We start from the raw sequence: 25,951 nt of genomic DNA on the forward strand, positions 1-25,951 counted from the left end.
ACAGGGCCCCGGCGGCTGGAGGTCAGACAGGTGCCGCGGCTCAGTTCGGGATCAGATCCGGCACGATGGTCACGATGCCTGGCGCGAACCACAGCAGCGCCAGCCCCGCCAGCTGGATCAGCACGAAGGGCACCACGCCGCGATAGATATGCCCGGTGGTGACCGAGGCGGGCGCCACGCCGCGCAGGTAGAACAGCGCGAAGCCGAAGGGCGGCGTCAGGAACGAGGTCTGCAGGTTGACCGCGATCATGATCGTCACCCATTTGGGATCGAAGCTGCCGCCATAGATCACCGGCCCGACGATGGGCACGACGATGTAGATGATCTCGAGAAAATCCAGCACGAAGCCCAGCACGAAGAGCACCAGCATCACGATCAGGAAGACCTTGTGCTCGTCATCGAAGCTGCGCAGGAAATCCTGGATGTAATGCTCTCCCCCGAAGGAGATCACCACGAGGTTCAGCAGCTGCGAGGCCACGAGGATGGTGAAGACCATCGAGGTGACCTTGGCGGTCTCGCGCACCGCAGGCGCCAGAACCCCCTGTTTCAGCAGCACCCAGCAGGCGAAGAGCAGGCCGAAGATGGCGTAGAGATAGGCGCCATAGGCCAGCAGGAAGGCGATCCACGTCTCCACGCCCGCGCCTTCGGCATTCACCCGCAGGTCGAAATTCACGCCGAGCAGGATCATCACGATCAGCGCGAAGGTCGACATCAGGATGATGCCCGGCGAGCGGTCCATCTCGCCCAGCTTGCGCCATGCGGCCAGCATGATGGCGCCCGCCGCCCCCAGTGCCGCAGCGGGCGTGGGGTTGGTGATGCCGCCAAGGATCGAGCCCAGCACCGCCACGATCAGCACCAGCGGCGGGAAGACCACGCGGATGATCTCGTTCTGCGCCAGCCGCTGTGCCGCAGCCTTGCAGCCCCAGAACGCCACGGCCCAGGGCAGCAGCATCAGCAGCACCGTGACCCCCGGCGAGGTGTCGGGCCGGATGAACAGGATGTCCATCAGCAGACCCGCCACCACGCCGCCCGCGCCCACCACCAGCGGCATCGGATCGGAGGAGGGCGACACGCCCCGCGCCAGCGCCAGCACCAGCGCGAACATCACCGCGATGATGGCGATGCCGGTGCCGATGGGGGCGGCATTGGCGATCTTGTCGGCCAGCGCCTGCACCCGCTCTTCGGGGCTCAGACGGTGGCTCTGTTCCACGCCGCCTGCGGCGTCGATGGCGGTCTGCTGGGCCACGGCCTCGTCCCAGGCCTCCTGCCCGTGCAGGTCGATCATGGAGGCCTGACATTCCGGGCCGACATTGGTGCGCAGGCTGGCCATCTGGCCGCTTGCCGAGAAGCTGTCGATCTGGGTCGACTGGGAGCCGATGACGCCGACCTGACCCAGCGCCAGCGCGCCCACCACGATCAGCGCGGGCACGCCCAGATACCAGGTCAGCGCCTCGCCGCGGGTGACGGGTTCGGACATGGCGCCGCCCAGCTGCACCGGCGGTGCCGCTTCGGGGCGCAGCAGCGCGAAGCCGAAGGCATAGGCGGCATAAAGCACCGCCAGCAGGATGCCCGGCAGCATCGCCGCCTGAAAGAGCGTGCCTACCGACACCACGGCAGGTTCACCCAGCAGGGTCAGCGCATCGGTGCAGCCCGCAAGCTGCGCCCGGCTTTCCTGTGCCGAGGAATAGAGATCCCCCGCCAGCGTGCCCAGAAGCACGATCACGATGGAGGGCGGAATGATCTGCCCCAGCGTGCCCGAGGCGGCGATGACCCCGGTGGCCAGTTCCGGCGAATAGTTGTTGCGCAGCATGGTGGGCAGCGCCAGCAGCCCCATGGTGACCACGGTGGCGCCGACGATGCCGGTGGAGGCGGCAAGGAAGGCCCCCACCACCACGATGGACACCGCAAGGCCGCCGGGCAGCGGGCCGAACACCCGCGCCATGGTGGTCAGCAGGTCATTGGCGATCTTGGAGCGTTCCAGCACGATGCCCATCATCACGAACATCAGCACGGCGAGCAGCGTCTCGATGCTCTGGCCCGCGATGACGCGTTCGTTGATGCGGTTGACGATGAAGGCAAGGTTGCGGTCCATCGCCACTTCCCAGCCGCGTTCAAAGACCGGCATGCCGATCCGCGGCAGATCCGGATTGCGGAAGATGGATATGGCATCCTCGCGCACGCCGGTGGCCACCAGCGCGCGATAGGCGTCCGACCCGGTGTCGATCGCCTGATGAATGAGCAGCCCGGCGGAATCGAGCGCCGCGATGATCCCGAAGGAGATCACCCCGGCGCCGCCGATGGCGAAGGCCACCGGAAAACCCGACAGGATCGCGGCAAAAAGCGTGAGGAAGACGATGATCAGCCCGATCTCGACGCCATCAAGTCCGAATAACATGGTTCTGTCCCGTCCCCTCAGAATTCCGCGTGATCGTAGGCGTCTTCGCCCTGCTCGATCCGGTCATGGTCGTGATATTTGCCCTCGCTCTCTTCGCCCTCGCGCCATTCCAGATAGGAGCGCCAGAAGAAGGTCACGCCCTGCAGGAAGATCATCGCGCACATGAGCACGATCAGGATCTTGAACAGGAAATAGCCGGTAAAGCCGTTGGGGCTGAAGCCGATGGTCTCGACGTTCCAGCGCAGCGCGCGCGCCTTGTTCAGCAGCCGGTCAAGGTTTTCGGAGGCCGAGGGGTTGGGCACGATCAGGTGCCGCCACAGGAAGAACCACGCGTAAAGCCATGTCAGCACCGCCATGGGCAGCATGAAGATGACCGAGCCCACCATGTCGATCACCTTTTTGGTGCGGTAGGAGGCGGGGGAATAAAGCAGATCCACCCGCACATGCCCGCCCTGCACGAAGGTATAGGCAAGGCAGAAAACCACGATCATCGCGTTGTAAAGCTTCAGCTCTTCCGACCACCAGCTTATGTCGAGGCTCAGCGTCAGCCCCAGCCCGAAGGACATGTCGGGCCGGGCAAAGATGCGCTGGGTGAAGACGATCAGCACCTGCTGCAGCACCATGATCAGCCCGGCCCAGGCGAAGAAGCGGCCCAGCCCGTTGGAAAAGCCCTCCAGCCCGCGCACCAGCCCCCAGAGGATGGAATGCCGCCACATGCCCAGCGCCGTCAGGATCAGCACCGTGGTCAGGATGACATACAGCAGCTCCACCGAGGCGCCGTAATAGACGAAGCGCATGATCGATTCGCTGTTGCTCCAGTCCAGCCACAGCCCCGGATGCGTGATCGCATAGCCGAGATTGTAGAAGGACATCGCGATATTCTGCACGAAGGCAAGCAATCCGCCGCCCAGAACGCCCAGAAGACCGGATGTGCCGTTTTCCTCCATGGTCCCGCCGCCTTTTGTTGAGGTCCGAATTGAAAGATGCACGATACGGCACGGCCCCTGCGGCGGACCGCAGGGACCGCCGCACAGACGCGCGTCCGACCGTTGGGGAGCCCCCGCGCGCGGCGGGGCCTCCCGGTGTCAGAGGATGCGGATCAGAGACCCATCACGCGGTTGCGCTGCGCCGAGAAGGTGCCTTCGGAGCGCGCGATCCACGTGGCCGACGAGGCGAGCGAGGCCATGTAGCTGTCATAGCAGCGCTTGTAGAGCTCGTCGCCCATGGGCTCTGCGGTGACTTCCTTGGAGGCGGTGCCGAAGGCGTCCCAGACCTCGTCGGGGAATTCCATCAGACGCACGCCGCCCGACTGCAGCCGCTGCAGCGCCGAGGAGTTGTTTGCCATGAACAGCGACATCGTCCAGATGTTGGAGGCGCGTGTCACCTGCTCGACGATCTTCTGCTGGACCGGGGTCAGGCTTTCATAGACGTCGAGGTTCATGGTCAGGTTCAGGTTCGGCCCCGGCTCGTGGAAGCCGCCGGTGTAATAGATCTTGGTGATTTCCTGGAACCCGGCCTTTTCATCGGCCCAGGGTCCGATCCATTCGGTGCCGTCGATGGCCCCCGAGGACAGCGCCTGATAGACCTCGCCGCCGGGCAGGTTCTGCACCGAGGCGCCGAGCTTGCCCATCACCTGACCGCCCTGCCCCGGCATCCGGAACTTCAGGCCCTCGAAATCGGCGGCGGAGTTGATCTCCTTGGCGAACCAGCCGCCGGACTGCGGGCCGGTATTGCCTGCCGACATCGCCTTCAGCCCGAAGATGGAATAAAGCTCGTCCGACAGTTCCTGACCGCCCTCGTGGTTGATCCAGTTGGCATATTCCATGAAGTTCATGCCAAAGGGCATCTGGCTGAAGAAGCTCAGCGCCGGATGCTGGCCAAGGAAGTAGTAATCCACCCCGTGATACATGTCCGCCTGCCCGGAGGAGACGGCGTCGAACACCTCGAAGGCGCCCACAAGCTCGCCTGCGGCCTTCAGATCGACGGTGATCTGGCCATCGGTGGCGGCGGTGATCTGGTCGGCGCAGTACTGCGCGCTGTCATGCACCCCGGCAAGGCCCCGGGCCCATGTGGTGACCAGCGTCAGCGTGCGGCGGCCCTGCGCATAGGCGGGGGCTGCAAGCGCCGAGGCGGCAGCGGCAGCGCCGCCCGCAGTGGTGGCGCGCAAAAAGGAACGACGGTCCATGAATTTCCTCCCATAGAAGACAGCGCGGTCCCTCTCCTCGGAGACCGTCGCGGATCGATAGCAGCGTCAGACTAAGCCAGGGCGCGGGCAGAGCGGAATACCCACTGCTACGGAGAGAGGCGGCAAAAAACCGCCTCTGACGCAGCGGCACTCTTGATCCTGTGCCCCGGCTTCCCAAGGGACGCGCATTTCCGCTTGGCGCATGCGGGGGATTGGCCTTACCTGCCTCCCATGCGCGCCCTGCTCCAGACCCTCCGGCTCAGCTACGGGCAGAAACTCTTTCTGCTGGCCTCCGTGCCTCTGGTGCTGGCGGGGGCGGCCATCGCGCTGCTGGTCGCGCATCACGCCCGGATGCTGGCCGAACGCGAGATCCAGACGCTGGAGACGCAGCTTCTGGACACCAAGATGCAGGAGCTGCGCAATTACGTCACGCAGGCGCGCAACGGCTTCTATTTCATCTATGGCGGGGCCGCCCCCGATGACGAGACCGCCAAGATCAAGGTCGCCCAGATCCTTGCCGCGATGATCTATGGCGAGGACGGGTCGTTCTTCGTCTATGATTACGACGGCACCAACCTTGTCTCGCCGCGCCGGACGGATCTGATCGGGCGCAACTGGCAGGATCTCACCGACAGCGAAGGCACCCCCATTGTTGGGCCGCTGATCGAGATTGCCCGGCAGGGCTCGGGCTATCATTCCTATCTCTGGCCCAAACCCTCCACCGGCGAGGAGGCGCGCATGGTCTCCTTCGTCATGGGCTTTCAGGACTGGCAATGGGCGGTGGGCACCGGCGTCTTCATCGATGACGTGCTGGCCACCGTTGCCGCCTCCCGCGCCGAGGTGGAGGCGCGGGTACGCCGCACCTTCGTCTATATCGGCGCCATCACGCTTTGCGCGCTGCTGGCGGTGTTCCTGTCTGGCATCGCCATGAACCTGCGCGAAAGACGGCTCGCCGATGCCAAGCTCAAGGAACTGACCCAGCGCGTCTTTGACGCGCAGGAGGCAGAGCGGGGCCGGGTGGCGCGCGAACTGCATGACGGCATCAGCCAGATCCTCGTGGGCGTGAAATACGCGCTCGACATCACCCGGCGCAGGCTGGCCCAGCAGGATCCCCGCGCCATGGACGCGCTGGACCGCGGCCACAGCGCCCTGACCGGCGCCATTCAGGAGGTGCGCCGCATCAGCCGGGACCTGCGCCCCGGCGTGCTGGACGATCTGGGGCTTGGCCCGGCGCTGAAGGCGCTGACCGACGATTTCCACGCCCGCACCGGCATCGACACCCGCTTTGACACGGTGGTGTTCCGCAACCGCATCGATCAGGAAAGCCGCATCGCGCTTTACCGCATCGCGCAGGAGGCGCTGACCAATGTGGAGCGCCATTCCGGCGCCACCCGGGTCGACATCGACCTGCGCAGCCACCGCAAGGGGGCGACGCTGCGGGTGGCCGACAATGGCTGCGGGCTCGATCCCGACCGCCGCGCGGGCCATGCCGGCATCGGCCTGCGCAACATGCAGGAACGCATGGACCAGCTTGGCGGCACGCTGCGCATCTTGTCCTCCAGATCCGGCACCGCTATCGAGGCGCAGATCCCGCTCTCGCACCTGCTGCCCCCCGAAGAAAGCCCCCAGCCAAAGGCCCGCGCATGACCTCCCAGACCCGCGTCGTTGTTGTGGATGATCACCCGCTGGTGGCCGAAGGGATCGAGGCGATCCTCGAAAGCTACGACGACATCCAGGTTCTGGCCACGCTCTCCTCCGGCCAGCAGATGATCGACCGGCTGGACGATCTGGCCCCCGACGTGATCCTGATGGATCTCAACATGCCCGGGCTCAACGGGCTGTCGGCCACCGAGATGATCCTTGAACGCCGCCCGCAGACCCGCGTGCTGATGCTGTCGATGCATGACACTCCGGAATACATCTCCACCGCGCTCGGCCATGGCGCCATGGGCTATGTGCTGAAAGACGTGCCCACCGAAGAGATCAAGCGCGCCATCGACACGGTCATGGGCGGCGAGCGCTATCTCTGCACCGGCGCCGAAGGCGCGCTGGCGCCGATCCTCGCCGGCGGGCGCGAACAGCTGACCAACCGCGAACAGACCATCCTGCTGCAGCTGGCGCAGGGCAGGTCCAACAAGGAAGTGGCGCTGGTGCTCGACATCTCGGTTCGCACGGTCGAGACGCATCGCAAGAACATCAAGCGCAAGCTGGGCATCAGCTCTACCGCAGGCCTCACCCGCTACGCGCTGGAACATGGCGTGCTGCAGGGCACCGGCGTCAACAGCTGAGCCGCAGCCCTTTCCATCGGCTGCAAATATCCCGGGGGAAGCCGCGCGCCCCGCGCGGCTGGGGGCAGAGCCCCCGCCTGCCTCCCCTCCCCCCGTCACGCAGGGGCAGGAGCCTCCTCCCCCGGCCTGCTGCGCCTGCGGGATTGCGCGCGCAGCGCCTTCTTTGTCACCCCTGACGGCACTTTCCGGCCCCGCCTGCACCATCCTTGCGCCCCAGAATGCCGTAAGTTTCAAAAATCTCGAGACTTGCGCAAGAAACGGAAAGAAAATGCCCCATCCGCGCAGCTTTTCCGTCTCTTTCCCGGTTGACGCCCCCGACGGGCTTGCCTATGGTCCCGGCCACGCACAAGGAGTCCATACGGATGCTACGGGTAATTCTCATTGTAGGCGATTGGCGCATGGGCCGGTAAACGGAACCTTGAGGATCCCCCCATGCGCCCCCGACCGTCTCGGGGGCTTTTTTATGCGCAGATGACTGGAATGACGTCAGGAACGGAGACCGCGATGACACGTCAGATGACCGGAGCGAAAATGGTGGTTCAGGCCCTGAAGGATCAGGGTGTGGACACGGTATTCGGCTATCCCGGGGGCGCGGTGCTGCCGATCTATGACGAGATCTTTCAGCAGAACGACATCCGCCACATTCTCGTGCGCCATGAACAGGCCGCGATCCATGCCGCAGAAGGCTATGCCCGCTCCACCGGCAAGCCCGGCGTGGCGCTGGTCACCTCCGGACCCGGCGCCACCAATGCCGTCACCGGCCTGACCGACGCGCTGATGGATTCGATCCCGCTGGTGGTGCTGTCGGGTCAGGTGCCGACCTTCATGATCGGCTCCGACGCCTTTCAGGAGGCCGACACGGTGGGCATCACCCGCCCCTGCACCAAGCATAACTGGCTGGTGCGGGATACCGTCAAGCTGTCCTCGGTGATCCATCAGGCCTTTCACGTCGCCACCTCGGGCCGCCCCGGTCCGGTGCTGGTCGACATCCCCAAGGACGTGCAGTTCGCCAGCGCCGACTACACGCCGAAGCCGCAGGCCCCCACCGGCCATTACCGCCCGCAGGTGAAGGGCGACATGGAGACCATCACCCAGCTTGTCGAGGCGATCGAGACGGCGGAACGTCCGGTCTTCTACACCGGGGGCGGCGTGATCAATTCCGGCCCCGGCGCCAGCCAGCTGCTGCGCGAACTGGTGGAGGCCACGGGCTTTCCCATCACCTCCACCCTGATGGGGCTGGGCGCCTATCCCGCCTCCGGCCGGGCCTGGCTGGGCATGCTTGGCATGCACGGGCTTTACGAGGCCAATCTGGCGATGCATGGCTGCGATCTGATGATCAACCTCGGCGCGCGGTTCGACGACCGCATCACCGGGCGGATCGACGCCTTCTCGCCGCGCTCGAAAAAGGCCCATGTGGACATCGACCCCTCCTCGATCAACAAGGTGATCAAGGCGGACATGCCCATCGTCGGCGACATCGCCCATGTGCTGGAAGACGTGCTGAAAATCTGGAAGGCCCGCGGGCGCCGCGTCAACCGCGAGGCGCTGGCGCGCTGGTGGCAGCAGATCGAGGAATGGCGGAAGGTCAAATGCCTGACCTACAAACCCTCCGAGACCACCATCAAGCCGCAATACGCGCTGCAGCGGCTCGAGGCCCTGACCAAGGACCGCGACCGTTACATCTGCACCGAGGTCGGCCAGCACCAGATGTGGGCGGCGCAGTTCCTTGGCTTCGAGGATCCGAACCGCTGGATGACCTCCGGCGGGCTCGGGACCATGGGCTATGGCTTCCCCGCCTCCATCGGCGTGCAGGTGGCACATCCGCAGGCGCTGGTCATCAACGTGGCGGGCGAGGCGAGCTGGCTGATGAACATGCAGGAAATGGGCACGGCCATGCAGTTCCGCCTGCCGGTCAAGCAGTTCATCCTCAACAATGAACGTCTGGGCATGGTGCGCCAGTGGCAGCAGCTTCTGCATGGCGAGCGCTATTCGCAGAGCTGGTCCGAAGCGCTGCCCGATTTTGTCAAGCTGGCCGAAGCCTTTGGCGCCAAGGGCATCCAATGCGCCGATCCTGCCGATCTGGATGACGCGATCATGGAAATGCTGGCCTATGACGGTCCGGTCATCTTCGACTGTCTGGTGGAAAAGCACGAGAACTGCTTCCCGATGATCCCGTCGGGCGAGCCGCATAACAAGATGCTTCTGGGCGATGCCAAGGCCACCAATGCGATCGCGGGCAAGGGTGCGGTGATGGTCTGACCCCTTTCCCCAGCGAGAATTTTCGGACGAAAATTCTCGCGCCCCCCTGCCCCCCGCGAGAATTTTCGGATGAAAATTCTCGCTCATGACCGGAAAGGACCGCAGATGTCGCCTCTGCAGATCAAGAAGGGCTCGAACAAGCATTCGGCCTATAACCTTCGCCCCACCTTCTCCGACGTTCAGGAGACCCACACCATCACCGTGCTGGTGGAAAATGAACCCGGGGTTCTGGCCCGGGTCATAGGGCTGTTTTCGGGACGGGGTTACAATATCGACAGCCTGACCGTGGCAGAGGTCGACCACGAGGGTCATCTGTCGCGCATCACCATCGTGACGACCGGCACCCCGCAGGTCATCGAACAGATCAAGGCGCAGCTGACCCGGATCGTGTCAGTGCACGAGGTCCACGACCTGACCGCCGAAGGCAGTTCGGTGGAGCGGGAACTGGCGCTGCTGAAAGTGGCCGGAACCGGCGACAAACGTGTGGAGGCGCTGCGCCTGGCCGACATCTTTCGCGCCCATGTGGTGGACAGCACGCTGGAAAGCTTCGTCTTCCAGCTGACCGGAACCCCGGACAAGATCGACGCCTTTGCCGATCTCATGCGCCCGCTCGGTCTGGTTCAGGTGGCGCGCACCGGCGTGGCGGCGCTGAGCCGCGGCAAGGGCTGAGCCGACCTCCGGATCCCGGACAGGACAGAAAGGACCGCCTCGGCGGTCCTTTGCGTTTCCGGGCGACGGATCTCAGGCGATCGATCAGACGGAAAGCGGCGCCCGGCGGCGCGCAGGGAAAGCCAGCACTGTCGTGCCCCGGTCGCGGGCGTCCGAAGGCCGCGAGACAGCGCCGCGCGCTGTCTTGAGCCGCCCGGCAAGCCCGGCAAAATGCTGCTGCATCACCCGTTCGGGATTGCGCACATAGCGCAGATTGCGGTCCTGCATCAGTTCGAACTGGATCAGGTCGCCCGCGTCAAGACAGGGCCCCTCGTGCTGAGGGGAGCCGGTGTCATGCCAATAGGCAAGATCTCCATGGTCTTCGCACCACACCACAGCCTGGTTATCGGTTTGGTCGGCCCAGAGCACGACCCCGTACATCTTGCGTGACATGGCGACACCCTTAACGCTCGTTCATTACATCAGCGTGACGCAAATCAAAAGCGTCGCACATCAGGGTAAACGTGACGACCACTTGCATTTTGTGACGCTTTAAGTAAACCCTGTCGCGATATCGCATCACATATGATGCCAATACGCATCAGTTGAGATACGGATAGTGAGGACAAGACGGTGGATGGCGGTTTTCCCGACCGGATGGGCGTGCAAAAGAGAAGAAAAGTCATGGCCAAAGAAGGTAATGCTGCGGAGGCGCAGCTAAGCCCGGCAGAGCTGCGGGGCGTGTTTGGCGCGAATCTGCGTCGCCTGGGTCAGGATGCGGCCTCGATTTCGGCCTTGTGCCGCGACCTTGGAATCAACCGCACGCAGTTCAACCGCTATCTGGCCGGAGAGAGCTTCCCCCGCCCCGATGTGCTGCACCGGATCTGCCGCTTTTTTGGCGTTGATGCGCGCATCCTGCTGGAGCCGGTGACGCATATCCGCGACACCCCCCGCGACCTGCTGCGCCACCCCTTCATCGCGAACTATGTCGGCGCGGGCATGATGGGGCTCTCCGAAGAGGAATTCCCCTCGGGTTTCTACCGCTTTTCCCGCGCCGCGTTCTCCGAGGAAGAGCGTTTCGTGGTCGGGCTCGTGCACATCACCCGGCGCGACGGCTTCACCTTCCTGCGCGGCTTCGAGCCGAAGGAAGCGATGTCGATGCATGACCTGCCCACCGATCCCGCCTCGCGCGAGTTCCGCGGCTTTGTCATGCCGCAGGCCGAGGGTATCGCGGCCATGGTCAGCCGCAACGGGGCGGTGACCACCTCGTTCAACTACCTGTCGCGGGCGGCGGCGCTCGCCAACCATTTCTGGGTCGGCTACACCGTGCGCACCACGCCCGAAAACCCCTCGGGGCGGCGGGCGGCGCGGCTGGTCTATGAATTTCTGGGCCATGACACGCATAAGGTGCTGGCCGCCGCGCGCAGCACGGGCTACCGCACGGCGTCGGAACTGGTGCCCTTCCACCGCCAGCAGCTGCGGGTGAACGACCCGTTCCGCTGACCGCTCAGGCCGGATCAGCGCCCCGCAGCAGGGCGTAAAGGTGCCACGAGGCATGGCCCAGCCATGGCAGTACCAGAAACAGGCCCAGAAAGCCCGGCAGCAGCGCCAGAAAGGTCAGCCCGGCCAGAAGCGCGCCCCAGGCCAACATCAGCACCGGATGGGCCAGCACATACTGGACCGACACGATCATCGCGGTGACAAAATCCACCTCGCGGTCAAGCAGCAGCGGCAGCGCCAGCACGGTGATCGTGTAAAGCAGCACGGCGAAGCCTGCCCCCACCAGCGTGCCGGTGCCCAGCATCATCAGCCCGTTCACGCTTAGAAACACCTCCGGGCTGCTGCTGATATTGGTCATCGGCGCAAGCCCCAGAAACAGGGCAAAGATCATGTGGCCCAGAAAGAACCAGAACAGGAAGACCAGCACCATCACCGCACAGAGCGAAGGCAGCTGCCGCTGCGACTGCCGCAGGATCACGCCGAAGACCTGCCGCCACCCCGGCGCCTCGCCCCGGGCCAGACGGCGCGAGATCTCGTAGAACCCGACCGCCGCGAAGGGGCCGACCAGCGGAAAGCCCACCGCCGCCAGCACCAGCCAGAAGCTTTGCCCGGTGGCCCGCGTGATCCAGCTTAGCGCCAGCCCCGCCGCCACATAGACCCCGGCAAGAACCAGCGCAAAGCGCTTGGCACGGCGCAGATCCCGCCAGCCAAGCGCCAGTGCCGCGCGCAGCGTGGCAAGGCGCACCGGTGCAAATTCCGGCACGCCAGATGCGGGGATGTCCGACATGATGCCTCCTCCTCCTGTCCCGCGGGCATCTAAGCCGCGGTCAGGGCGAGAGGGCAAGCGGGATGCGCGGCCTCAGTCCTCGCCGCGCGCATCGGCGCGGGATTTGCCCGCCACGTTCTGCGCCAGCGTGGCGGCCATGAACTGGTCCAGATCGCCGTCGAGCACGCCCTGCGTGTCAGAGGTTTCCACCCCGGTGCGCAGATCCTTCACCATCTGGTAGGGCTGCAGCACATAGGACCGGATCTGGTTGCCCCAGCCCGCATCGCCCTTGGCCTCGTGGGCGGCGTTGATCTCGGCGTTCCGGCGGTCCAGCTCCATCTGGTAAAGCCGCGATTTCAGCGCCTTCATGGCGATGTCGCGGTTCTGATGCTGCGACTTTTCCGAACTGGTGACGACGATGCCGGTGGGAATATGGGTGATGCGCACCGCGGAATCGGTGGTGTTCACGTGCTGCCCGCCCGCGCCCGACGACCGGTAGGTGTCCACCCGGATGTCGCTGGGATTGACGTCGATCTCGATATTGTCATCGACCACCGGATAGACCCAGACCGAGGCAAAGGACGTCTCGCGCGTGCCCTTGCCAAAGGGCGAGATCCGCACCAGCCGGTGCACGCCCGATTCCGATTTCAGCCAGCCATAGGCGTTGAGGCCGGAAATCTTGTAGCCCACCGACTTGATGCCCGCCTCGGCACCCGCTTCCTCGGACTGCAGTTCCACCTCGTAGCCGCGCTTTTCCGCCCAGCGGACGAACATCCGCTGCAGCATCTCGGCCCAGTCGCAGGCCTCGGTGCCGCCCGCGCCCGCGTTGATCTCAAGGAAGGTGTCATTGGCGTCGGCCTCGCCGTCCAGCAGCGCCTCCAGCTCTTTCTTGGCGGCGCGCTCGGCAAGCTGCTTCAGCGCGGCTTCGGCCTCGGCCACCACGGCGGCGTCGTCTTCCATCTCGCCCAGTTCGATCAGATCGACGCCGTCCTGCAGATCCTGCTTGATGGAGCGATAGGTTTCCATCGCATCGACCAGCATCTGCCGGTCGCGCATCAGCTTCTGCGCGGCGGTCGGATCGTTCCACAGGTTCGGATCCTCGACCCGCGCGTTGAATTCTTCCAGCCGGTAGGGCGCGGTCTCCCAGTCCAGCCGCTGGGCCAGCAGGTCGAGCGATTTCTCGATCTTGTCGACGGTTTTCTGGGTCTCGGCGCGCATGGGTGTTCCCGGATTTCCTGAGAGTGATCCGGGGGACATAAACCAGCACCCCGCCCCCTTCAAGCGCGGCAAGCCCGCGCAGCGGCGCTTGCGCGCGCTTTCCCCCTTGACGCCCCGCCCCCCGGACGCAATCAGTCGCGCCATGGCACAGGCACAGCTTACCATCGATCTTGACGCAATCCGCGCCAACTGGCGCGCTCTCGCCGCGCGCGGCACCGCCGAGGCGGGCGCCGTGGTGAAGGCGAACTGCTATGGGCTGGGCGCGGACCGCGTGGCCCCCATGCTGGCGCGCGAAGGCGTGCGCCGGTTCTTCGTGGCCACCACCGAGGAAGGGGCAAGCTTGCGCCACATCCTTGGCGCCGGGCCAGAGATCAACGTCTTCTCCGGCCATATGACCGGCGATGCCGCCCTGCTGCGCGATGCGCATCTGACGCCGATGATCAATTCCATCGACCAGATGCTGCGCCATGTCGAGGCGCTGCCCGGCCATCCCTTCGGCATCCAGCTGGACAGCGGCATGAACCGGCTGGGCATGGAACCGGCGGAATGGTCGGCGCTGCGCGACATCGCGCTGGCGCAGAACCCGCGTCTGGTCATGTCGCATCTGGCCTGCGCCGATGAGCCCGATCACGGCATGAACGCCTTCCAGCTGCGCACCTTCCGCGAGATGACCGACGGCATCGAGGCGCCGCGCTCGCTGGCGGCGACGGGCGGCATCCTGCTGGGCGAGGCCTATCATTTCGACGTCACCCGCCCCGGCATCGGGCTTTATGGCGGGCTGCCCTTTGCGGCGGCGCAGCGGGTGGTGGCGCTGGACATCCCGATCATTCAGGTGCGCGACGTGACGGCGGGCGAATCCGTGGGCTATGGCAATGCCTTCGTGGCGCGGATGCCGATGAAGGTCGCCACCATCGCCGCCGGCTATGCCGATGGCCTGATCCGCGCGCTGGCGCCCAAGACCCATCTCTGGGCGGGCGACACCCGCTGCAAGCTTCTGGGCCGCATCAGCATGGATCTGATCACCGTCGATGTCAGCGCGGTGCGCGAAATGCCCGCCACGCTGGAACTGCTTGGCCCGCATCAGGGCGTGGACCAGCTTGCCGATCACATCAACTCCATCGGCTACGAGATCCTGACCTCGCTCGGCTCCCGCTACGCGCGGCGCTATCTCGGCGGATGAGCCCGGCGGCGCCCCTTGCCCTGATCGGCCGCGCCGTTCTGGCGGGGCTTGCGGCGGTGGGACGGGTCACGCTGTTTGCGCTGCAGGCGCTGTCGCACCTCCTGCGCCCGCCCTTCTATGGCCGGGAATTCGCCGGCGCGCTGCTACAGATCGGCTGGCTGTCGCTGCCGGTGGTGGGCATGACCGCCGTTTTCACCGGCGGCGCGCTGGCGCTGCAGATCTATTCGGGCGGCGCGCGGTTCAGCGCCGAGGCGGTGGTGCCGCAGATCGTGGCCATCGGCATGGTGCGCGAACTGGGCCCGGTGCTGGTGGGGCTGATGATCGCGGCCCGCGTCACCTCCTCGATCGCGGCGGAGATCGCCACGATGAAGGTCACCGAACAGATCGACGCGCTGGTGACGCTCAGCACCCATCCGATGAAATATCTCGTGGCGCCGCGCCTGCTGGCGGCGCTGCTGGTGGTGCCGGCCCTCGTGGCGGTGGGCGATGTCATCGGCATCGCGGGCGGCTATGCCGTGGCCACCGGCCCGCTCGGCTTCAACGCGGCAGGCTATCTGAAAAACACGCTCGACTTTCTCGAACCGCTGGACGTGCTCTCCTCGCTCGCCAAGGGCTGCGCCTTTGGCGGCATCGCGGCGCTGATGGGCTGCTATTACGGCATGGGCTCGGGGCGCGGCGCGCAGGGCGTGGGCCGCGCCACCAAAGGCTCGGTCGAGGCGGCGGCGATCCTGATCCTTGCCGCCAATTTCCTGCTGACGGGGGTGTTCTTTTCGGCATGATCCGGATCCGTAACCTCAGCAAATCTTTTGGTGCCAATGCCGTGCTGCGCGGCGTCGATCTCGACGTGGCGCGCGGCCAGTCGCTGGTGGTGATCGGCGGGTCGGGCACCGGCAAATCGGTGCTGCTGAAATCTATCCTTGGCCTTGTGCCGCCCGATGCGGGCCAGATCACCGTGGACGGGCAGGACACGCAGGGCCGCAACCACGAGGCCTTCCTGTCCCGCTTCGGCATGCTGTTTCAGGGCGGCGCGCTCTTCGACTCCCTGCCGGTCTGGCAGAACGTCGCCTTCCGCCTGCTACGGGGCAGCCTGCGCCGCCCGCAGGCCGAGGCGCGGGCCCTGGCGCTCGACAAGCTGCGCCGCGTCGGGCTGGGGCCGGAGGTGGCCGACCGGCTGCCCGCCGAGCTTTCGGGCGGCATGCAGAAACGCGTGGGCCTTGCCCGCGCCATCGCCGCCGACCCCAAGGTGATCTTCTTCGATGAACCCACCACCGGGCTTGATCCGATCATGGCCGGGGTCATCAACGCCCTGATCCGCGAGATCACCACCGAAATGGGCGCCACCACCATCACAATCACCCATGACATGGCCTCGGTCCGCGCCATTGCCGACCGCGTCGCCATGCTGCATGACGGCCGCATCCGCTGGACCGGCCCGGTCGGCGATCTGGACAGCACCGACGATCCTTATGTCCGGCAGTTCATCCACGGCCACCCCCATGGCCCCATCGAGGCTCTGCGATGACCTTTTTTGAACCAAGCCCGCTGCTGCTGGCGCTGATCTTCGTGCGGACCTTCGTCTATCTGGAGGTGCTGGCGCTGCTGGCGCTGGCGCGCGGCCTGATCGCGCGCGGCCCGGCGCGGCTGGCGGCGCTGCTGGCGCTGCTGCTGGCGCTGGCGGGGCTGGCGCTGACCTTCGCCCCGGCGCTGAACCTGAACCAAGGCCCGGTCTTCGCCATGGCCTCGCAGGCGATGACCCAGGGGCAGGGCCTGCCCGCGCTGCTGCTGGCCTCGGCGCCGCTTCTGGTCAGCGCCATGCTGCCGGGCCGCCGCGCGGCCTGGATCGACGCGCTGCATGTCATCCTGATCGGCGGTCTCCTCGGCCTCTGGGCCGCCACCCGCTGGCTGTGAGCGCGACCCTGCCCCTTCATCTTGCCCGGAAAACTCCGGGGGGCGCGCGGCACGCGCGCGGGGGCAGCGCCCCCTCAAGGCCGGGGCGGGTGCTATGCTGAAATACCTCAACCTCGCGCTGCTGATCCTCTATCCGCTTGCATGGACAGCCCCCCTGCTGCGCGCGGGCCTGCTGCCGCTGTTCGGCCTGCAGGAAATCAGCGTGCTCTCGGGTCTCGCCGCGCTCTGGCAGACCGACCGCCTGCTGGCGCTGCTGGTCGCACTTTTTGCGCTGGTGGCGCCCATGGCCAAGACGGCGGGCCTTGCGCTGGTGCAGTTCGGCAGGCTCGGCCCGCGCGCCCTGCCCGCACTTGCAGCCCTGGGCCGGCTCGCCATGGCCGACATCTTCCTGCTGGCGCTTTACATCACGCTGGCCAAGGGCATCGGCGTGGGCCGGGTGGAGACGGCATGGGGGCTTTACCTCTTCACTTTCTGCATTCTTGCCTCCATGGCGCTGGCCGCGCTGGAGAAACGCCGGCAGCGGACGCAAGCGGCGCAACAATCCTGATCCCGGACCCCCATTGTTGCCGCAACCGCGCAGCCTGCGGGGATTTGGTTAAAATTCTGTAGGATTTTCCACCGCCTGTTCTATCTTGACTCCCATCAGTTTTTTGATCGTTTTCCGGGGGGTTGGGTTATGGAAACACCGCTGCGCCGTAGCGCGCTCATCCTGCAGTCGGTGCTTCAGCAGATCTCCATCCTGATCGTGCTGGCGCTGGGGGCAAGCCTTGGCGCATGGACGCTGGCGGCGGCCTTCGGTCTGCTGCCATGGCTGGTGCTGGACATGAGCCTTGGCACCGAACCCATTGAAAACGCAGGCATGTGGCTGCAGATCGGGCTGGTGGCGCTGGCGGTGGCGCTGGCGGCCTATCTGCCCACCAATGCGCGGGTCATGGCGCTGGAACGCTCGCACCGGCGGTTTCACCTGAACATGCGCGACGTGGCGCAGGCCTATGCGGCGGCGCATCGCGCCGACCGGCAGGGCGTGTTCACGCTGTCTTCGGAATTTGATTCGATCCGCGAACGCATCGCCTTCCTGCGCGACCATCCCGATCTGGGTGATCTGGAGCCGTCGATCCTCGAGGTTGCGGCGCAGATGAGCCATGTGTCCCGCGAACTGGCGCGCATCTATTCCGACAGCAACGTGATGCGGGCGCGGGATTTCCTGATCGCGCGCCAGCAGGAGATCGAGGATTTCAACCGCAGGCTGGATCAGGCCAAGGCGCTGGCCACGGAAATCCGCATGTGGCACGACCGGGTCGAACTGGACGAGGCAGTGGCCGAGGCGCAGCTGGTGCGGCTCTGCGAGGAGCTGGAGCGGGTGCTGCCGGAGATTCTGCCCGAGGAGCCCAGACCCGCCCCGGCGCCCGGCCCCTATGTGCTGCCCGCCGCCCTGCGGGCCGAACCGGAGGAGGGGGACGCGCCTGAGCGGATCGTTGCCATGCCTGCGCGGCGCGCCGCCGAATAAGGGCCGGGGGCGCTGCCCCCGTCTGCGCCTGCGCGCAGACTCCCCCGGGATATTTGCGGTCAGAAGAAGGCACGGCTTGCAGCCGCCCCCCCGTCTTGGCACAAGGCGCCATGGCGCGCACATCCTCCACCTTTGTCTGTCAGGCCTGTGGCAACACCACGTCCAAATGGTCGGGGCGCTGCGATGCCTGCGGCGCGTGGAACACCATCGTGGAAGAAGTGCCGCTGTCGCAGGGGCCCGCGGGCAAGGCTCTGGGGGCCTCGCGCGGGCGCGCGGTGGTGCTGTCCGATCTCGCCACCTCGGAGGCGGCGCCGCCGCGCACCGCCTCGGGTCTGGGCGAGCTTGACCGGGTGCTGGGTGGCGGGCTGGTGCCCGGCTCTGCCATTCTGGTTGGCGGTGATCCCGGCATCGGCAAATCGACGCTGCTTCTGCAGGCGGCGGCGGCGTTTGCCCGCGCGGGCCAGAGCGTGATCTATGCCAGCGGCGAAGAAGCCCGCGCGCAGGTGCGGATGCGGGCGCAGCGGCTGGGACTGGCCGATGCGCCGGTGCGGCTGGCGGCGGAGACCAACCTGCGCGACATCCTGACCACGCTGGAGGCGGAAAAGCCCGGGCTTGCCATCGTCGATTCGATCCAGACCATGTGGGTGGACAACGTGGCCTCGGCGCCCGGATCGGTGGCGCAGGTGCGGGCAGCGGCGCATGAGCTGACCGCCTTTGCCAAGCGGCACAATACGGCGGTGATCATGGTGGGCCATGTCACCAAGGACGGCCAGATCGCCGGGCCTCGGGTCATCGAGCATATGGTCGATACCGTGCTTTATTTCGAGGGCGAGCGTGGCCATCAGTTCCGCATCCTGCGCTCGGTCAAGAACCGCTTCGGCCCCGCCGACGAGATCGGCGTCTTCGAGATGACCGGCGCGGGGCTGGCGGAGGTCACCAACCCTTCGGCGCTGTTCCTGTCCGAACGCGGCACGCCCGCGCCGGGGTCGGTGGTGTTTTCCGGCATCGAGGGCACGCGCCCGGTGCTGGTGGAGTTTCAGGCGCTGGTCGCCCCCACCCCGCAGGCGCAGCCGCGCCGGTCGGTGGTCGGCTGGGATGGCGGGCGGCTGGCGATGATCCTCGCCGTGCTGGAGGCGCGCTGCGGCATTCCCTTTGCGGGGCTCGATGTGTATCTGAACGTGGCGGGCGGCATGAAGATCAGCGAGCCCGCCGCGGATCTGGCGGTGGCGGCGGCGCTGCTGTCGGCGCGCGAAGATGTGGCGCTGCCTCCGGAAACGGTGGTTTTTGGCGAAATCAGCCTGTCGGGCGCGCTGCGCCCGGTGGGCCAGACCGAAAATCGGTTGAAAGAGGCGCAAAAACTTGGTTTCTCCACGGCGATCCTGCCGCGGGGTGGAAAGCCTGTTGGCGCGGGCGAGATGACGCTGACCGAAATGGGCGATCTCGCCACGGTCGTGGGTGAAGTGTTCGGAGCCGGCTGAGGCCCCGACAAGCGCAAGGCAAGGGACGCAAAGAGCCATGGAAGGTTTCACTATCGTCGACGGGGTGGTTGCGCTCGTCATCGTGCTGTCGGCGCTGCTGGCCTATTCGCGGGGGCTGGCGCGCGAAGCGCTGGCCATCGCGGGCTGGATCGTGGCGGCGATGCTGGCGGTGATGTTCGCACCGCAGGTGCAGCCGCTGGTCAAGGAAGTGCCGGTGATCGGCGAATTCCTGTCCGACAGCTGCGAACTGTCGATCATCGCGGCTTTCGCGGCGGTCTTTGCGCTGGTGCTGGTGGTGACCTCGCTGTTCACGCCGGTGTTTTCCGGGCTGGTGCAGCGGTCGGCGCTTGGCGGGCTGGATCAGGGTCTGGGCTTCCTGTTCGGGGTGGCGCGCGGCGTGCTGCTGGTGGCGGTGGCCTTCTTCGTCTACCAGACCGTGATCACCGCGCAGGACATCGCGATGATCGACAATTCCCGCTCTGCCGCGATCTTTTCGCAGCTGACCGAGCGGATCGCGGCACAGGATCCCGCTGCGGCACTGGGCTGGGTCACCACCCAGTACGAGCAGCTGGTCGGCGTCTGCGAAGCCCCCGCCGGCAGCGACGCCTGAGTTCCGGCGCGGAGCACTGGCCCGCCCTTAAAAAAAACGCCCCGCCTCGGACCGAGGCGGGGCGTTCTGCTTTGGTGGGGAGCGGGGTTACAGCAGCACCAGCCGGATGGCATAGGCCACGGTCAGCACCACCGCCACGCCCGCGCCGTAAAGCGCCACGAACCACAGGATGCGCCGCATCAGTGATAGCCTTCAGAGGGGTCGAGCTTGCCGCGGAACACCCAGTAGGCATAGGCGGTATAGGCAAGGATGATCGGCACCAGCACCACCGCGCCCACGAACATGAAAAGCTGCGAACTGGGCGGGCTGGCCGCGTCATAGATGGTGACCGAGGGCGGGATCACATAGGGCCACATCGACACCCCCAGACCCGCGAAGCACAGGCCGAAGAGCGCCAGCACCAGCACGAAGGGCAGCCAGTCCGGCCCCGTCCCCGCCAGAAGCGCGCGGGCCAGCACCAGCGTCAGCACCCCCACCAACACCGGCACGATCGCCACCTCGAGGATGCCGGGCCATGCGAGCCAGCGTTCGAAATAGGCGTTTTCCAGAAAGGGCGTGGCAAGGCTGACCGCGACGATCCCCGCCACGGTGGCAAAGCCCGCCAGCCGCGCGATGACGCGGGCGCGGTGCTGGATCTCGCCTTCGGTCTTCATGTTCAGCCAGCAGGCCCCCAGCAGCGCATAGCCCAGCACCACCGCCACGCCGCAGAGCAGCGTGAACGGCGTCAGCCAGTCCCACCAGCCCCCGGCATATTGGCGGCCCTCCACCTCGATCCCCTGCAGCAGCGTGCCAAGGATCATGCCTTGGGTCAGCGCCGCCAGCGTGGAGCCGCCAAAAAACGCCAGATCCCACGACACCCGCGAAAAAGGCCGCTGCGCGCGCCAGCGGAATTCAAAAGCGACGCCACGGAACACCAGCGCCAGCAGCATGGCGATGACCAGCGGATAGGTGGCGGGCAGGATGATGGCATAGGCTAGCGGGAAAGCCGCAAAGAGCCCGCCGCCCCCCAGCACCAGCCATGTCTCGTTGCCGTCCCAGACCGGGGCCACGGTGTTCATCATCAGATCGCGGTCGTGCTTTTCGGGAAAGAGCGGGTAAAGGATCCCCAAGCCGAGGTCGAACCCGTCAAGCACCACATAGGTGAAGACGGCAAAGACCAGAAGCAGGGCCCAGGCGACGGTCAGATCAAAAGGCATGACGGGATCCTTATTCTGCGGGATCGGCGGAGGGGTTGCCCCGCCCGGGATACTGCTGCTGCGGGGTCAGGCCCGCGCTGCGGATCGGGCCCGGCTCGACCCGCGCCCCGTGCTCTCCGGCCTCGGGCGGATGCGACATCAGCCGCAGGATATAAAGCACGCCTGCCCCGAACACGGTGAAATAGATGACGATGAAGGCCATGAGCGACCAGCCCACGGCATCCGCCCCCAGCGGCGAGACCGCATCGGCGGTGCGCAGCGCGCCATAGACCACATAGGGCTGGCGGCCCACCTCGGTGGTGATCCAGCCCGCGATGACCGCGACCAGCCCCGAAGGCCCCATCAGCACGGCGGCGCGGTGCAGCCATGGCGAGGCGTAAAGATCGCCGCGCAGCCGCGTCCAGAGCGCCCAAGCCCCCATGCCCAGCATCAGGAAGCCAAGCCCCACCATCACCCGGAACGACCAGAACACCACCGCAACCGGCGGCTGGTCTTCGGGGGCAACGGTATCGAGCCCCGGCAGCGCCCCGGTCCAGCCCTTGCCGAAGATCACCGAGGAGAGGTTGGGGATCGACAGCTCATAGCGCATTTCCTGCGCCGCCTGATCGGGGATGCCGAACAGGATCAGCGGCGCGCCGTCGGGGTGGCTTTCGAAATGCCCCTCCATCGCGGCGATCTTGGCGGGCTGGTATTCCAGCGTGTTCAGCCCGTGTTCATGGCCCAGCACCACCTGCAGCGGCGCCGTGACCACGATCATCCACATCGCCATGGAGAACATCCGCCGCACGCCCGGATTGGCCTGCCCGCCGCGCAGCAGATGCCATGCGGCCACCCCGCCCACCAGAAAGGCGGTGGTCAGATAGGTCGCGGTCAGCGTATGCGCCAGCCGGTAGGGGAAGCTGGGGGTAAAGACGATGGCCCACCAGTCTTCGGGGACGAACTGCCCCGCCTCGTTCATGGAAAAGCCCTGCGGGGTCTGCATCCAGCTGTTCACCGACAGGATCCAAGTGGCGGAAATCGCGGTGCCCACCGCCACCATCAGCGTGGCGAACATGTGCAGGCCCGGCCCGACCTTGCGCCGCCCGAACAGCATGATGCCCAGAAACCCCGCTTCGAGGAAAAAGGCGGTCAGCACCTCATAGGCCATGAGCGGCCCGACCACCGGCCCCGCCAGATCGGAAAAGCCCGACCAGTTGGTGCCGAACTGGTAGGACATCACGATGCCCGACACGACCCCCATGGCAAAGCAGATGGCGAAGATCTTCACCCAGTAATTGAAGAGCCGCAGATAGGTGTCGTTGCCCTTCCACAGATAAAGCCCGTTCAGAACCGCCAGATAGCTGGCCAGACCGATGCTGATCGCGGGAAAGATGAAATGGAACGACACCGTGAAGCCGAACTGAATCCGCGCAAGCAGCGTTGCGTCCAGACCAAGAAAGGTATCCATGCCATGGCCCCCTGAGGTTATCCCTGATGATCCAGAGCTAGGGCACGGGATTGTGCTTGACCAGTTTTGCGGATGCGGCATCCTGACGCCAAGCGCGTTCACATTGCCGAGATAGGCTCTTTGTATTGCGGGGAATTGCGAACACTTCGTGACACTGGAAGCCGCAGGCCGTATGGAGGCTGCGACTCGAGCCTCATGGATGCGGAGCTGCCCTTGTCCCAACGCCAGATGCCCCCCGCCCACCCCTTCGATTACGACGCGATCGACGGAGACAGCCTGCATGAAGAATGCGGCGTCTTCGGCGTGAACGGCGTGACCGATGCGGCAAACTTTGTCGCCCTTGGCCTGCACGCGCTGCAACATCGCGGTCAGGAGGCGGGTGGGATTGTCTCCTATGCGCCCGAGCACGGGTTCAACTCGGCACGTCGCTTCGGCTATGTGCGCGACAACTTCACCAAGCAGTCGTTGATGGAAACGCTGCCCGGCGTGCTGGCCATCGGCCATGTGCGCTATTCTACCGCCGGATCGAAAGGCGCCGCGATCCGCGACGTCCAGCCGTTCTTTGGCGAATTTTCCATGGGCGGTGCTGCCATCGCCCATAACGGCAACATCACCAATGCCGATGCGCTGCGCCGCGAACTGATCGAACGCGGCTCTATCTTCCAGTCCTCGTCGGACAGCGAATGTATCATCCACCTGATGGCGCGGTCGCTGCAACGCGACATTCCCGCCCGGATGGAGGATGCGCTGCGCCGCGTCGAAGGCGCGTTTTCCGTGGTCGCCATGACCCGGACCAAGCTGATCGGCGTGCGCGATCCGCTGGGCGTGCGCCCGCTGGTGCTGGGCCGGGTGGGCGATGGCTGGGTGCTGTCGTCGGAAACCTGCGCGCTGGACATCATCGGCGCCGAATTCGTGCGCGAGATCGAACCGGGCGAAATGGTGGTCATCACCGGGCAGATGGTCGAAAGCCGCCGCCCCTTCCGGCCGCAGCCGTCGAAATTCTGCATCTTCGAACACGTCTATTTCTCGCGCCCCGATTCGATCATCGGCGGGCGGTCGGTCTATGAGACCCGCCGCCAGATCGGCGTGGAACTGGCGCGCGAAGCCCCGGTCGATGCGGATCTGGTCTGCCCGGTGCCGGATTCCGGCACCCCCGCCGCCATCGGCTTTGCCCATGAATCGGGCATTCCCTATGGCATGGGCATCATCCGCAACCAGTATATGGGCCGGACCTTCATCGAACCCACCGAGCAGATCCGCAACATGGGCGTCCGGCTGAAGCTGAACGTCAACCGGGCGCTGATCCGTGGCAAGCGGGTGATTCTGGTCGACGATTCGGTGGTGCGCGGCACCACCTCGCGCAAGATCAAGGAGATGATCCTTGATGCCGGGGCCGCCGAGGTGCACTTCCGCATCGCCTCGCCGCCGACCGCATGGCCGTGCTTTTACGGGGTGGACACGCCGCAGCGCGAAAAGCTGCTGGCCGCAACCATGTCAGAGGACGAGATGCGCGAGCATCTGGGGGTTGATTCGCTGCGCTTCATCTCGCTGGACGGGCTTTACCGCGCCGTGGGCGAGGCGAAGGGCCGCGACAATGGCTGCCCGCAATATTGCGATGCCTGTTTCTCTGGCGAATATCCGGTGGAACCGGCGGACATGATCGAAAAGGGCTTCAAGCTCAAGACGGCGGCAGAGTGACCCTGCTGGCGCTGGATGCGCGCTGGCGGCGCTTCAACGATCCCGACCGCGCCTGCCCCTGCTGCGGGCGCCGGTTTTCCGGCGTGTTCGATCTGGGTTTTGACGCTCCCGAGGACTGGCCTTATGGGCCAGCCCCCGAGGGCGGCGAAAAGCTGGCGGGCGAAGACCGGCTGACCGCCGATCTGTGCCGGATGGACGGGCGCTATTTCCTGCGCGGGCTCTTGGGGTTTGACATCCGGGGCAGCGAAGAACGGCTCTATCTTGGCGTCTGGGCCGAAGTGCCCGAACAGGTGTTCCGCGCGTGGCTTGCCACCTATGACGATCCCGCCGCCAGCTTTGAGGGCGGCGAGGGCCTGCTGGCCAATACCCTGCCGCTCTTGGATGAGGAGCGCGCCAGCGTGCTGACGCTGGCGCTGGTCGCCCCCGACCAGCCGCCGCGCTTCACCGCCAGTGACGGCCCGCTGGCCGAGGCGCAGGGCGAGGGGCTGTCCTTCGACGGGCTGCTCGATCTTTACGCCGCCTTCGGAGATGACATAAGGCCGCATCTGACCGCCTGAGCGGTCCACCGCCCGGCCCTGCGCGGCCCGCCGCTGCCCCATCTCCGGCACACGCGGGCGTGACCCGCCGCACCCTTTCGCCCTGCCCTGTACCCGCGCTATCCCAGCCGTCCACACCCAACGGACAGGGATCAGATCATGGCACAGACCGGCACCCCGCCGCAGATCGCGGCCACCGCCACCACGCAGGCGCCTCTGCCCCGCAGCCGACCGCTGCTGCTGGGCGTGTTTGGCCGCGACCAGCACCGCGCCGCCCTCGTGCTGAAAAAGAATGGCCGCACCGAAGCCGTGGGCATCGGCGACATGGTCGATGGCGCGCAGGTGGTGGCGATCGATCAGAACCGCATCGCGCTGGCCCGCCGGGGTGCGGCGCAATGGATCACCCTGCCGAATTGACATTCCGCGCGCGGCAGGCGACAGGGCGCGCATGAGTGAAAAGATCGCCCTTGTCACCGGAGCCTCCCGCGGTCTCGGCTTTGCCCTGGCCGAGGCGCTGGCGCCCGCGCATCATGTCGTTGCCGTCGGCCGCACCATCGGTGGGCTGGAGGATCTGGACGACCGCATCAAGGCCCGGGGCGGCAGCGCCACGCTGGCCCCCATGGACATCACCAAGCCCGAAGCCATGGCGCAGCTCTGCCGGTCGATCCATGACCGCTGGGGCGGCATCGCGGTCTGGGCCCATACGGCGGTCCATGCCGCCCCCCTGACGCTGGCCAGCCATATGGACGGCAAGGACTGGGACAAGTCGGTGGCGACCAATCTGGGCGCCATGGGCGTGCTTATCCCCTATGTCGCGCCCCTGCTGGGTGCCGAGGGGCTGGCGCTGTTCTTCGAGGACGATCAGGCGGGGCGCAAGTTCTACGGCCATTACGGCACCACCAAGGGCGCGCAGATCGCGCTGGCCCGCAGCTGGGCCGCCGAGTCGGAAAAGACCGGACCGCGCGTGCGCATCCTGTCCCCCGCGCCGATGAACACCACCACCCGGATGCGCTTTCACCCCGGCGAGGACAAGGACGCGCTGGCGAGCCCCTATGCCGAGGCGGCGCGGCTTCTGGCCGAGGTCGGGCTGGCCTAGGCCCGCCCCACCGCCCGCCACAGCGGCGCTTTCCCC

General features: G+C 66.2%; 26 protein-coding genes. 17 read left to right on the forward strand and 9 right to left on the reverse strand.

From position 1 onward, the window contains the following. Positions 1–40: 40 nt before the first annotated feature. The 3 genes from BLR51_RS03785 to BLR51_RS03795 all read right to left on the reverse strand — a co-directional run bounded on the left by BLR51_RS03785 (position 41) and on the right by BLR51_RS03795 (position 4,580). Complete coding sequence (locus BLR51_RS03785) at positions 41–2,395, reverse strand: TRAP transporter large permease (protein ID WP_089844145.1); 2,355 nt, start codon at positions 2,393–2,395, stop codon at positions 41–43. Positions 2,396–2,412: 17 nt separating this feature from the next. Further along, entirely contained in the window at positions 2,413–3,342 is a 930-nt protein-coding gene (locus tag BLR51_RS03790) for a TRAP transporter small permease subunit (protein WP_089844147.1), read from the reverse strand. Between the two features lie 152 nt (positions 3,343–3,494). Then, on the reverse strand, positions 3,495–4,580 hold the full coding sequence (locus BLR51_RS03795; protein ID WP_089844150.1) for a TRAP transporter substrate-binding protein: 1,086 nt from the start codon (positions 4,578–4,580) through the stop codon (positions 3,495–3,497). Positions 4,581–4,811: 231 nt separating this feature from the next. Between BLR51_RS03795 and BLR51_RS03800 the strand changes: the two genes are divergently transcribed. The 4 genes from BLR51_RS03800 to ilvN all read left to right on the forward strand — a co-directional run bounded on the left by BLR51_RS03800 (position 4,812) and on the right by ilvN (position 9,796). After that, entirely contained in the window at positions 4,812–6,227 is a 1,416-nt protein-coding gene (locus tag BLR51_RS03800) for a cache domain-containing protein (protein ID WP_089844151.1), read from the forward strand. After that, complete coding sequence (locus tag BLR51_RS03805) at positions 6,224–6,868, forward strand: response regulator transcription factor (protein WP_089844153.1); 645 nt, start codon at positions 6,224–6,226, stop codon at positions 6,866–6,868. The genes BLR51_RS03800 and BLR51_RS03805 overlap by 4 nt, the downstream gene beginning before the upstream one ends. Before the next feature lie 504 nt (positions 6,869–7,372). After that, positions 7,373–9,127 (forward strand): acetolactate synthase 3 large subunit, encoded by a 1,755-nt coding sequence (locus BLR51_RS03810; RefSeq protein WP_089844160.1) that lies wholly within the window; start codon positions 7,373–7,375, stop codon positions 9,125–9,127. Positions 9,128–9,232: 105 nt separating this feature from the next. Next, complete coding sequence (ilvN, locus tag BLR51_RS03815) at positions 9,233–9,796, forward strand: acetolactate synthase small subunit (protein ID WP_089844162.1); 564 nt, start codon at positions 9,233–9,235, stop codon at positions 9,794–9,796. Between the two features lie 84 nt (positions 9,797–9,880). On the opposite strand, the gene BLR51_RS03820 is transcribed toward ilvN, so the two are convergent. Then, the gene (locus BLR51_RS03820) at positions 9,881–10,228 is read right to left on the reverse strand and encodes a hypothetical protein (RefSeq protein WP_131821778.1); all 348 of its coding nucleotides are present in this window, start codon (positions 10,226–10,228) and stop codon (positions 9,881–9,883) included. Positions 10,229–10,459: 231 nt separating this feature from the next. Between BLR51_RS03820 and BLR51_RS03825 the strand changes: the two genes are divergently transcribed. Further along, complete coding sequence (locus BLR51_RS03825) at positions 10,460–11,278, forward strand: helix-turn-helix domain-containing protein (protein ID WP_089844165.1); 819 nt, start codon at positions 10,460–10,462, stop codon at positions 11,276–11,278. Between the two features lie 4 nt (positions 11,279–11,282). On the opposite strand, the gene BLR51_RS03830 is transcribed toward BLR51_RS03825, so the two are convergent. Then, on the reverse strand, positions 11,283–12,062 hold the full coding sequence (locus tag BLR51_RS03830) for a DUF2189 domain-containing protein (RefSeq protein ID WP_089844167.1): 780 nt from the start codon (positions 12,060–12,062) through the stop codon (positions 11,283–11,285). A 72-nt stretch (positions 12,063–12,134) separates the two neighbouring features. Further along, positions 12,135–13,259 (reverse strand): peptide chain release factor 2, encoded by a 1,125-nt coding sequence (prfB, locus tag BLR51_RS03835; protein WP_089844169.1) that lies wholly within the window; start codon positions 13,257–13,259, stop codon positions 12,135–12,137. Between the two features lie 142 nt (positions 13,260–13,401). Between prfB and alr the strand changes: the two genes are divergently transcribed. The 8 genes from alr (at position 13,402) to BLR51_RS03875 (ending at position 19,942) form a co-directional block, all read left to right on the forward strand. Next, a complete protein-coding gene (gene alr / locus BLR51_RS03840) occupies positions 13,402–14,439 on the forward strand; it encodes an alanine racemase (RefSeq protein WP_089844170.1) in 1,038 nt (345 codons plus the stop codon). Beyond that, a complete protein-coding gene (locus BLR51_RS03845; RefSeq protein WP_089844172.1) occupies positions 14,436–15,218 on the forward strand; it encodes an MlaE family ABC transporter permease in 783 nt (260 codons plus the stop codon). Before alr ends, BLR51_RS03845 begins: the two co-directional genes overlap by 4 nt. Then, entirely contained in the window at positions 15,215–15,961 is a 747-nt protein-coding gene (locus BLR51_RS03850; protein WP_089844174.1) for an ABC transporter ATP-binding protein, read from the forward strand. Before BLR51_RS03845 ends, BLR51_RS03850 begins: the two co-directional genes overlap by 4 nt. Next, on the forward strand, positions 15,958–16,347 hold the full coding sequence (locus BLR51_RS03855) for a hypothetical protein (protein WP_089844176.1): 390 nt from the start codon (positions 15,958–15,960) through the stop codon (positions 16,345–16,347). The genes BLR51_RS03850 and BLR51_RS03855 overlap by 4 nt, the downstream gene beginning before the upstream one ends. A 94-nt stretch (positions 16,348–16,441) precedes the next feature. After that, entirely contained in the window at positions 16,442–16,894 is a 453-nt protein-coding gene (locus BLR51_RS03860) for a paraquat-inducible protein A (RefSeq protein ID WP_089844177.1), read from the forward strand. A gap of 129 nt (positions 16,895–17,023) precedes the next feature. Further along, the gene (locus BLR51_RS03865; protein WP_089844179.1) at positions 17,024–17,854 is read left to right on the forward strand and encodes a DNA repair protein; all 831 of its coding nucleotides are present in this window, start codon (positions 17,024–17,026) and stop codon (positions 17,852–17,854) included. A 110-nt stretch (positions 17,855–17,964) separates the two neighbouring features. After that, positions 17,965–19,332 carry a DNA repair protein RadA gene (gene radA, locus BLR51_RS03870; RefSeq protein WP_089844181.1) on the forward strand — a complete coding sequence of 456 codons (1,368 nt, stop codon included), beginning with the start codon at positions 17,965–17,967 and terminating at the stop codon, positions 19,330–19,332. A 37-nt stretch (positions 19,333–19,369) separates the two neighbouring features. Further along, complete coding sequence (locus BLR51_RS03875; protein WP_089844183.1) at positions 19,370–19,942, forward strand: CvpA family protein; 573 nt, start codon at positions 19,370–19,372, stop codon at positions 19,940–19,942. Between the two features lie 87 nt (positions 19,943–20,029). Here the strand turns inward: BLR51_RS03875 and BLR51_RS03880 are convergent, their stop codons facing one another. Genes BLR51_RS03880 through BLR51_RS03890 form a run of 3 tightly spaced genes read right to left on the reverse strand, consistent with a single transcriptional unit; the run spans position 20,030 to position 22,585 of the window. Beyond that, the gene (locus tag BLR51_RS03880; RefSeq protein WP_089844185.1) at positions 20,030–20,122 is read right to left on the reverse strand and encodes a DUF2474 domain-containing protein; all 93 of its coding nucleotides are present in this window, start codon (positions 20,120–20,122) and stop codon (positions 20,030–20,032) included. Further along, positions 20,122–21,138 (reverse strand): cytochrome d ubiquinol oxidase subunit II, encoded by a 1,017-nt coding sequence (gene cydB / locus BLR51_RS03885; protein WP_089844187.1) that lies wholly within the window; start codon positions 21,136–21,138, stop codon positions 20,122–20,124. Before cydB ends, BLR51_RS03880 begins: the two co-directional genes overlap by 1 nt. A gap of 10 nt (positions 21,139–21,148) precedes the next feature. Next, complete coding sequence (locus BLR51_RS03890; protein ID WP_089844189.1) at positions 21,149–22,585, reverse strand: cytochrome ubiquinol oxidase subunit I; 1,437 nt, start codon at positions 22,583–22,585, stop codon at positions 21,149–21,151. 228 nt (positions 22,586–22,813) lie between these two features. On the opposite strand from BLR51_RS03890, the gene purF reads away from it, so the two are divergent. From purF to BLR51_RS03910, 4 genes are all read left to right on the forward strand, one after another. Continuing rightward, positions 22,814–24,283, forward strand: a complete 1,470-nt coding sequence (gene purF / locus BLR51_RS03895) for an amidophosphoribosyltransferase (RefSeq protein ID WP_089844627.1) — start codon at positions 22,814–22,816, stop codon at positions 24,281–24,283. After that, positions 24,280–24,840 carry a DUF2199 domain-containing protein gene (locus BLR51_RS03900; protein WP_165616723.1) on the forward strand — a complete coding sequence of 187 codons (561 nt, stop codon included), beginning with the start codon at positions 24,280–24,282 and terminating at the stop codon, positions 24,838–24,840. The genes purF and BLR51_RS03900 overlap by 4 nt, the downstream gene beginning before the upstream one ends. Before the next feature lie 138 nt (positions 24,841–24,978). Next, positions 24,979–25,236, forward strand: coding sequence for a type II secretion system protein N (locus tag BLR51_RS03905; protein WP_110506197.1), 258 nt, complete (start codon positions 24,979–24,981; stop codon positions 25,234–25,236). Between the two features lie 31 nt (positions 25,237–25,267). Beyond that, entirely contained in the window at positions 25,268–25,915 is a 648-nt protein-coding gene (locus BLR51_RS03910) for an SDR family NAD(P)-dependent oxidoreductase (RefSeq protein ID WP_089844191.1), read from the forward strand. Positions 25,916–25,951 lie beyond the last annotated feature (36 nt).

The sequence above is a fragment of the Salipiger marinus genome (assembly GCF_900100085.1).
GTDB lineage: Bacteria > Pseudomonadota > Alphaproteobacteria > Rhodobacterales > Rhodobacteraceae > Salipiger > Salipiger marinus.

Coding starts and splice junctions, on each gene's coding strand:
- BLR51_RS03785 (WP_089844145.1), bottom strand. CDS start 2,395: ATGTTATTCGGACTTGATGGCGTCGAGATCGGGCTGATCATCGTCTTC.
- BLR51_RS03790 (WP_089844147.1), bottom strand. CDS start 3,342: ATGGAGGAAAACGGCACATCCGGTCTTCTGGGCGTTCTGGGCGGCGGA.
- BLR51_RS03795 (WP_089844150.1), bottom strand. CDS start 4,580: ATGGACCGTCGTTCCTTTTTGCGCGCCACCACTGCGGGCGGCGCTGCC.
- BLR51_RS03800 (WP_089844151.1), top strand. CDS start 4,812: ATGCGCGCCCTGCTCCAGACCCTCCGGCTCAGCTACGGGCAGAAACTC.
- BLR51_RS03805 (WP_089844153.1), top strand. CDS start 6,224: ATGACCTCCCAGACCCGCGTCGTTGTTGTGGATGATCACCCGCTGGTG.
- BLR51_RS03810 (WP_089844160.1), top strand. CDS start 7,373: ATGACACGTCAGATGACCGGAGCGAAAATGGTGGTTCAGGCCCTGAAG.
- ilvN (WP_089844162.1), top strand. CDS start 9,233: ATGTCGCCTCTGCAGATCAAGAAGGGCTCGAACAAGCATTCGGCCTAT.
- BLR51_RS03820 (WP_131821778.1), bottom strand. CDS start 10,228: ATGTCACGCAAGATGTACGGGGTCGTGCTCTGGGCCGACCAAACCGAT.
- BLR51_RS03825 (WP_089844165.1), top strand. CDS start 10,460: ATGGCCAAAGAAGGTAATGCTGCGGAGGCGCAGCTAAGCCCGGCAGAG.
- BLR51_RS03830 (WP_089844167.1), bottom strand. CDS start 12,062: ATGTCGGACATCCCCGCATCTGGCGTGCCGGAATTTGCACCGGTGCGC.
- prfB (WP_089844169.1), bottom strand. CDS start 13,259: ATGCGCGCCGAGACCCAGAAAACCGTCGACAAGATCGAGAAATCGCTC.
- alr (WP_089844170.1), top strand. CDS start 13,402: ATGGCACAGGCACAGCTTACCATCGATCTTGACGCAATCCGCGCCAAC.
- BLR51_RS03845 (WP_089844172.1), top strand. CDS start 14,436: ATGAGCCCGGCGGCGCCCCTTGCCCTGATCGGCCGCGCCGTTCTGGCG.
- BLR51_RS03850 (WP_089844174.1), top strand. CDS start 15,215: ATGATCCGGATCCGTAACCTCAGCAAATCTTTTGGTGCCAATGCCGTG.
- BLR51_RS03855 (WP_089844176.1), top strand. CDS start 15,958: ATGACCTTTTTTGAACCAAGCCCGCTGCTGCTGGCGCTGATCTTCGTG.
- BLR51_RS03860 (WP_089844177.1), top strand. CDS start 16,442: ATGCTGAAATACCTCAACCTCGCGCTGCTGATCCTCTATCCGCTTGCA.
- BLR51_RS03865 (WP_089844179.1), top strand. CDS start 17,024: ATGGAAACACCGCTGCGCCGTAGCGCGCTCATCCTGCAGTCGGTGCTT.
- radA (WP_089844181.1), top strand. CDS start 17,965: ATGGCGCGCACATCCTCCACCTTTGTCTGTCAGGCCTGTGGCAACACC.
- BLR51_RS03875 (WP_089844183.1), top strand. CDS start 19,370: ATGGAAGGTTTCACTATCGTCGACGGGGTGGTTGCGCTCGTCATCGTG.
- BLR51_RS03880 (WP_089844185.1), bottom strand. CDS start 20,122: ATGCGGCGCATCCTGTGGTTCGTGGCGCTTTACGGCGCGGGCGTGGCG.
- cydB (WP_089844187.1), bottom strand. CDS start 21,138: ATGCCTTTTGATCTGACCGTCGCCTGGGCCCTGCTTCTGGTCTTTGCC.
- BLR51_RS03890 (WP_089844189.1), bottom strand. CDS start 22,585: ATGGATACCTTTCTTGGTCTGGACGCAACGCTGCTTGCGCGGATTCAG.
- purF (WP_089844627.1), top strand. CDS start 22,814: ATGCCCCCCGCCCACCCCTTCGATTACGACGCGATCGACGGAGACAGC.
- BLR51_RS03905 (WP_110506197.1), top strand. CDS start 24,979: ATGGCACAGACCGGCACCCCGCCGCAGATCGCGGCCACCGCCACCACG.
- BLR51_RS03910 (WP_089844191.1), top strand. CDS start 25,268: ATGAGTGAAAAGATCGCCCTTGTCACCGGAGCCTCCCGCGGTCTCGGC.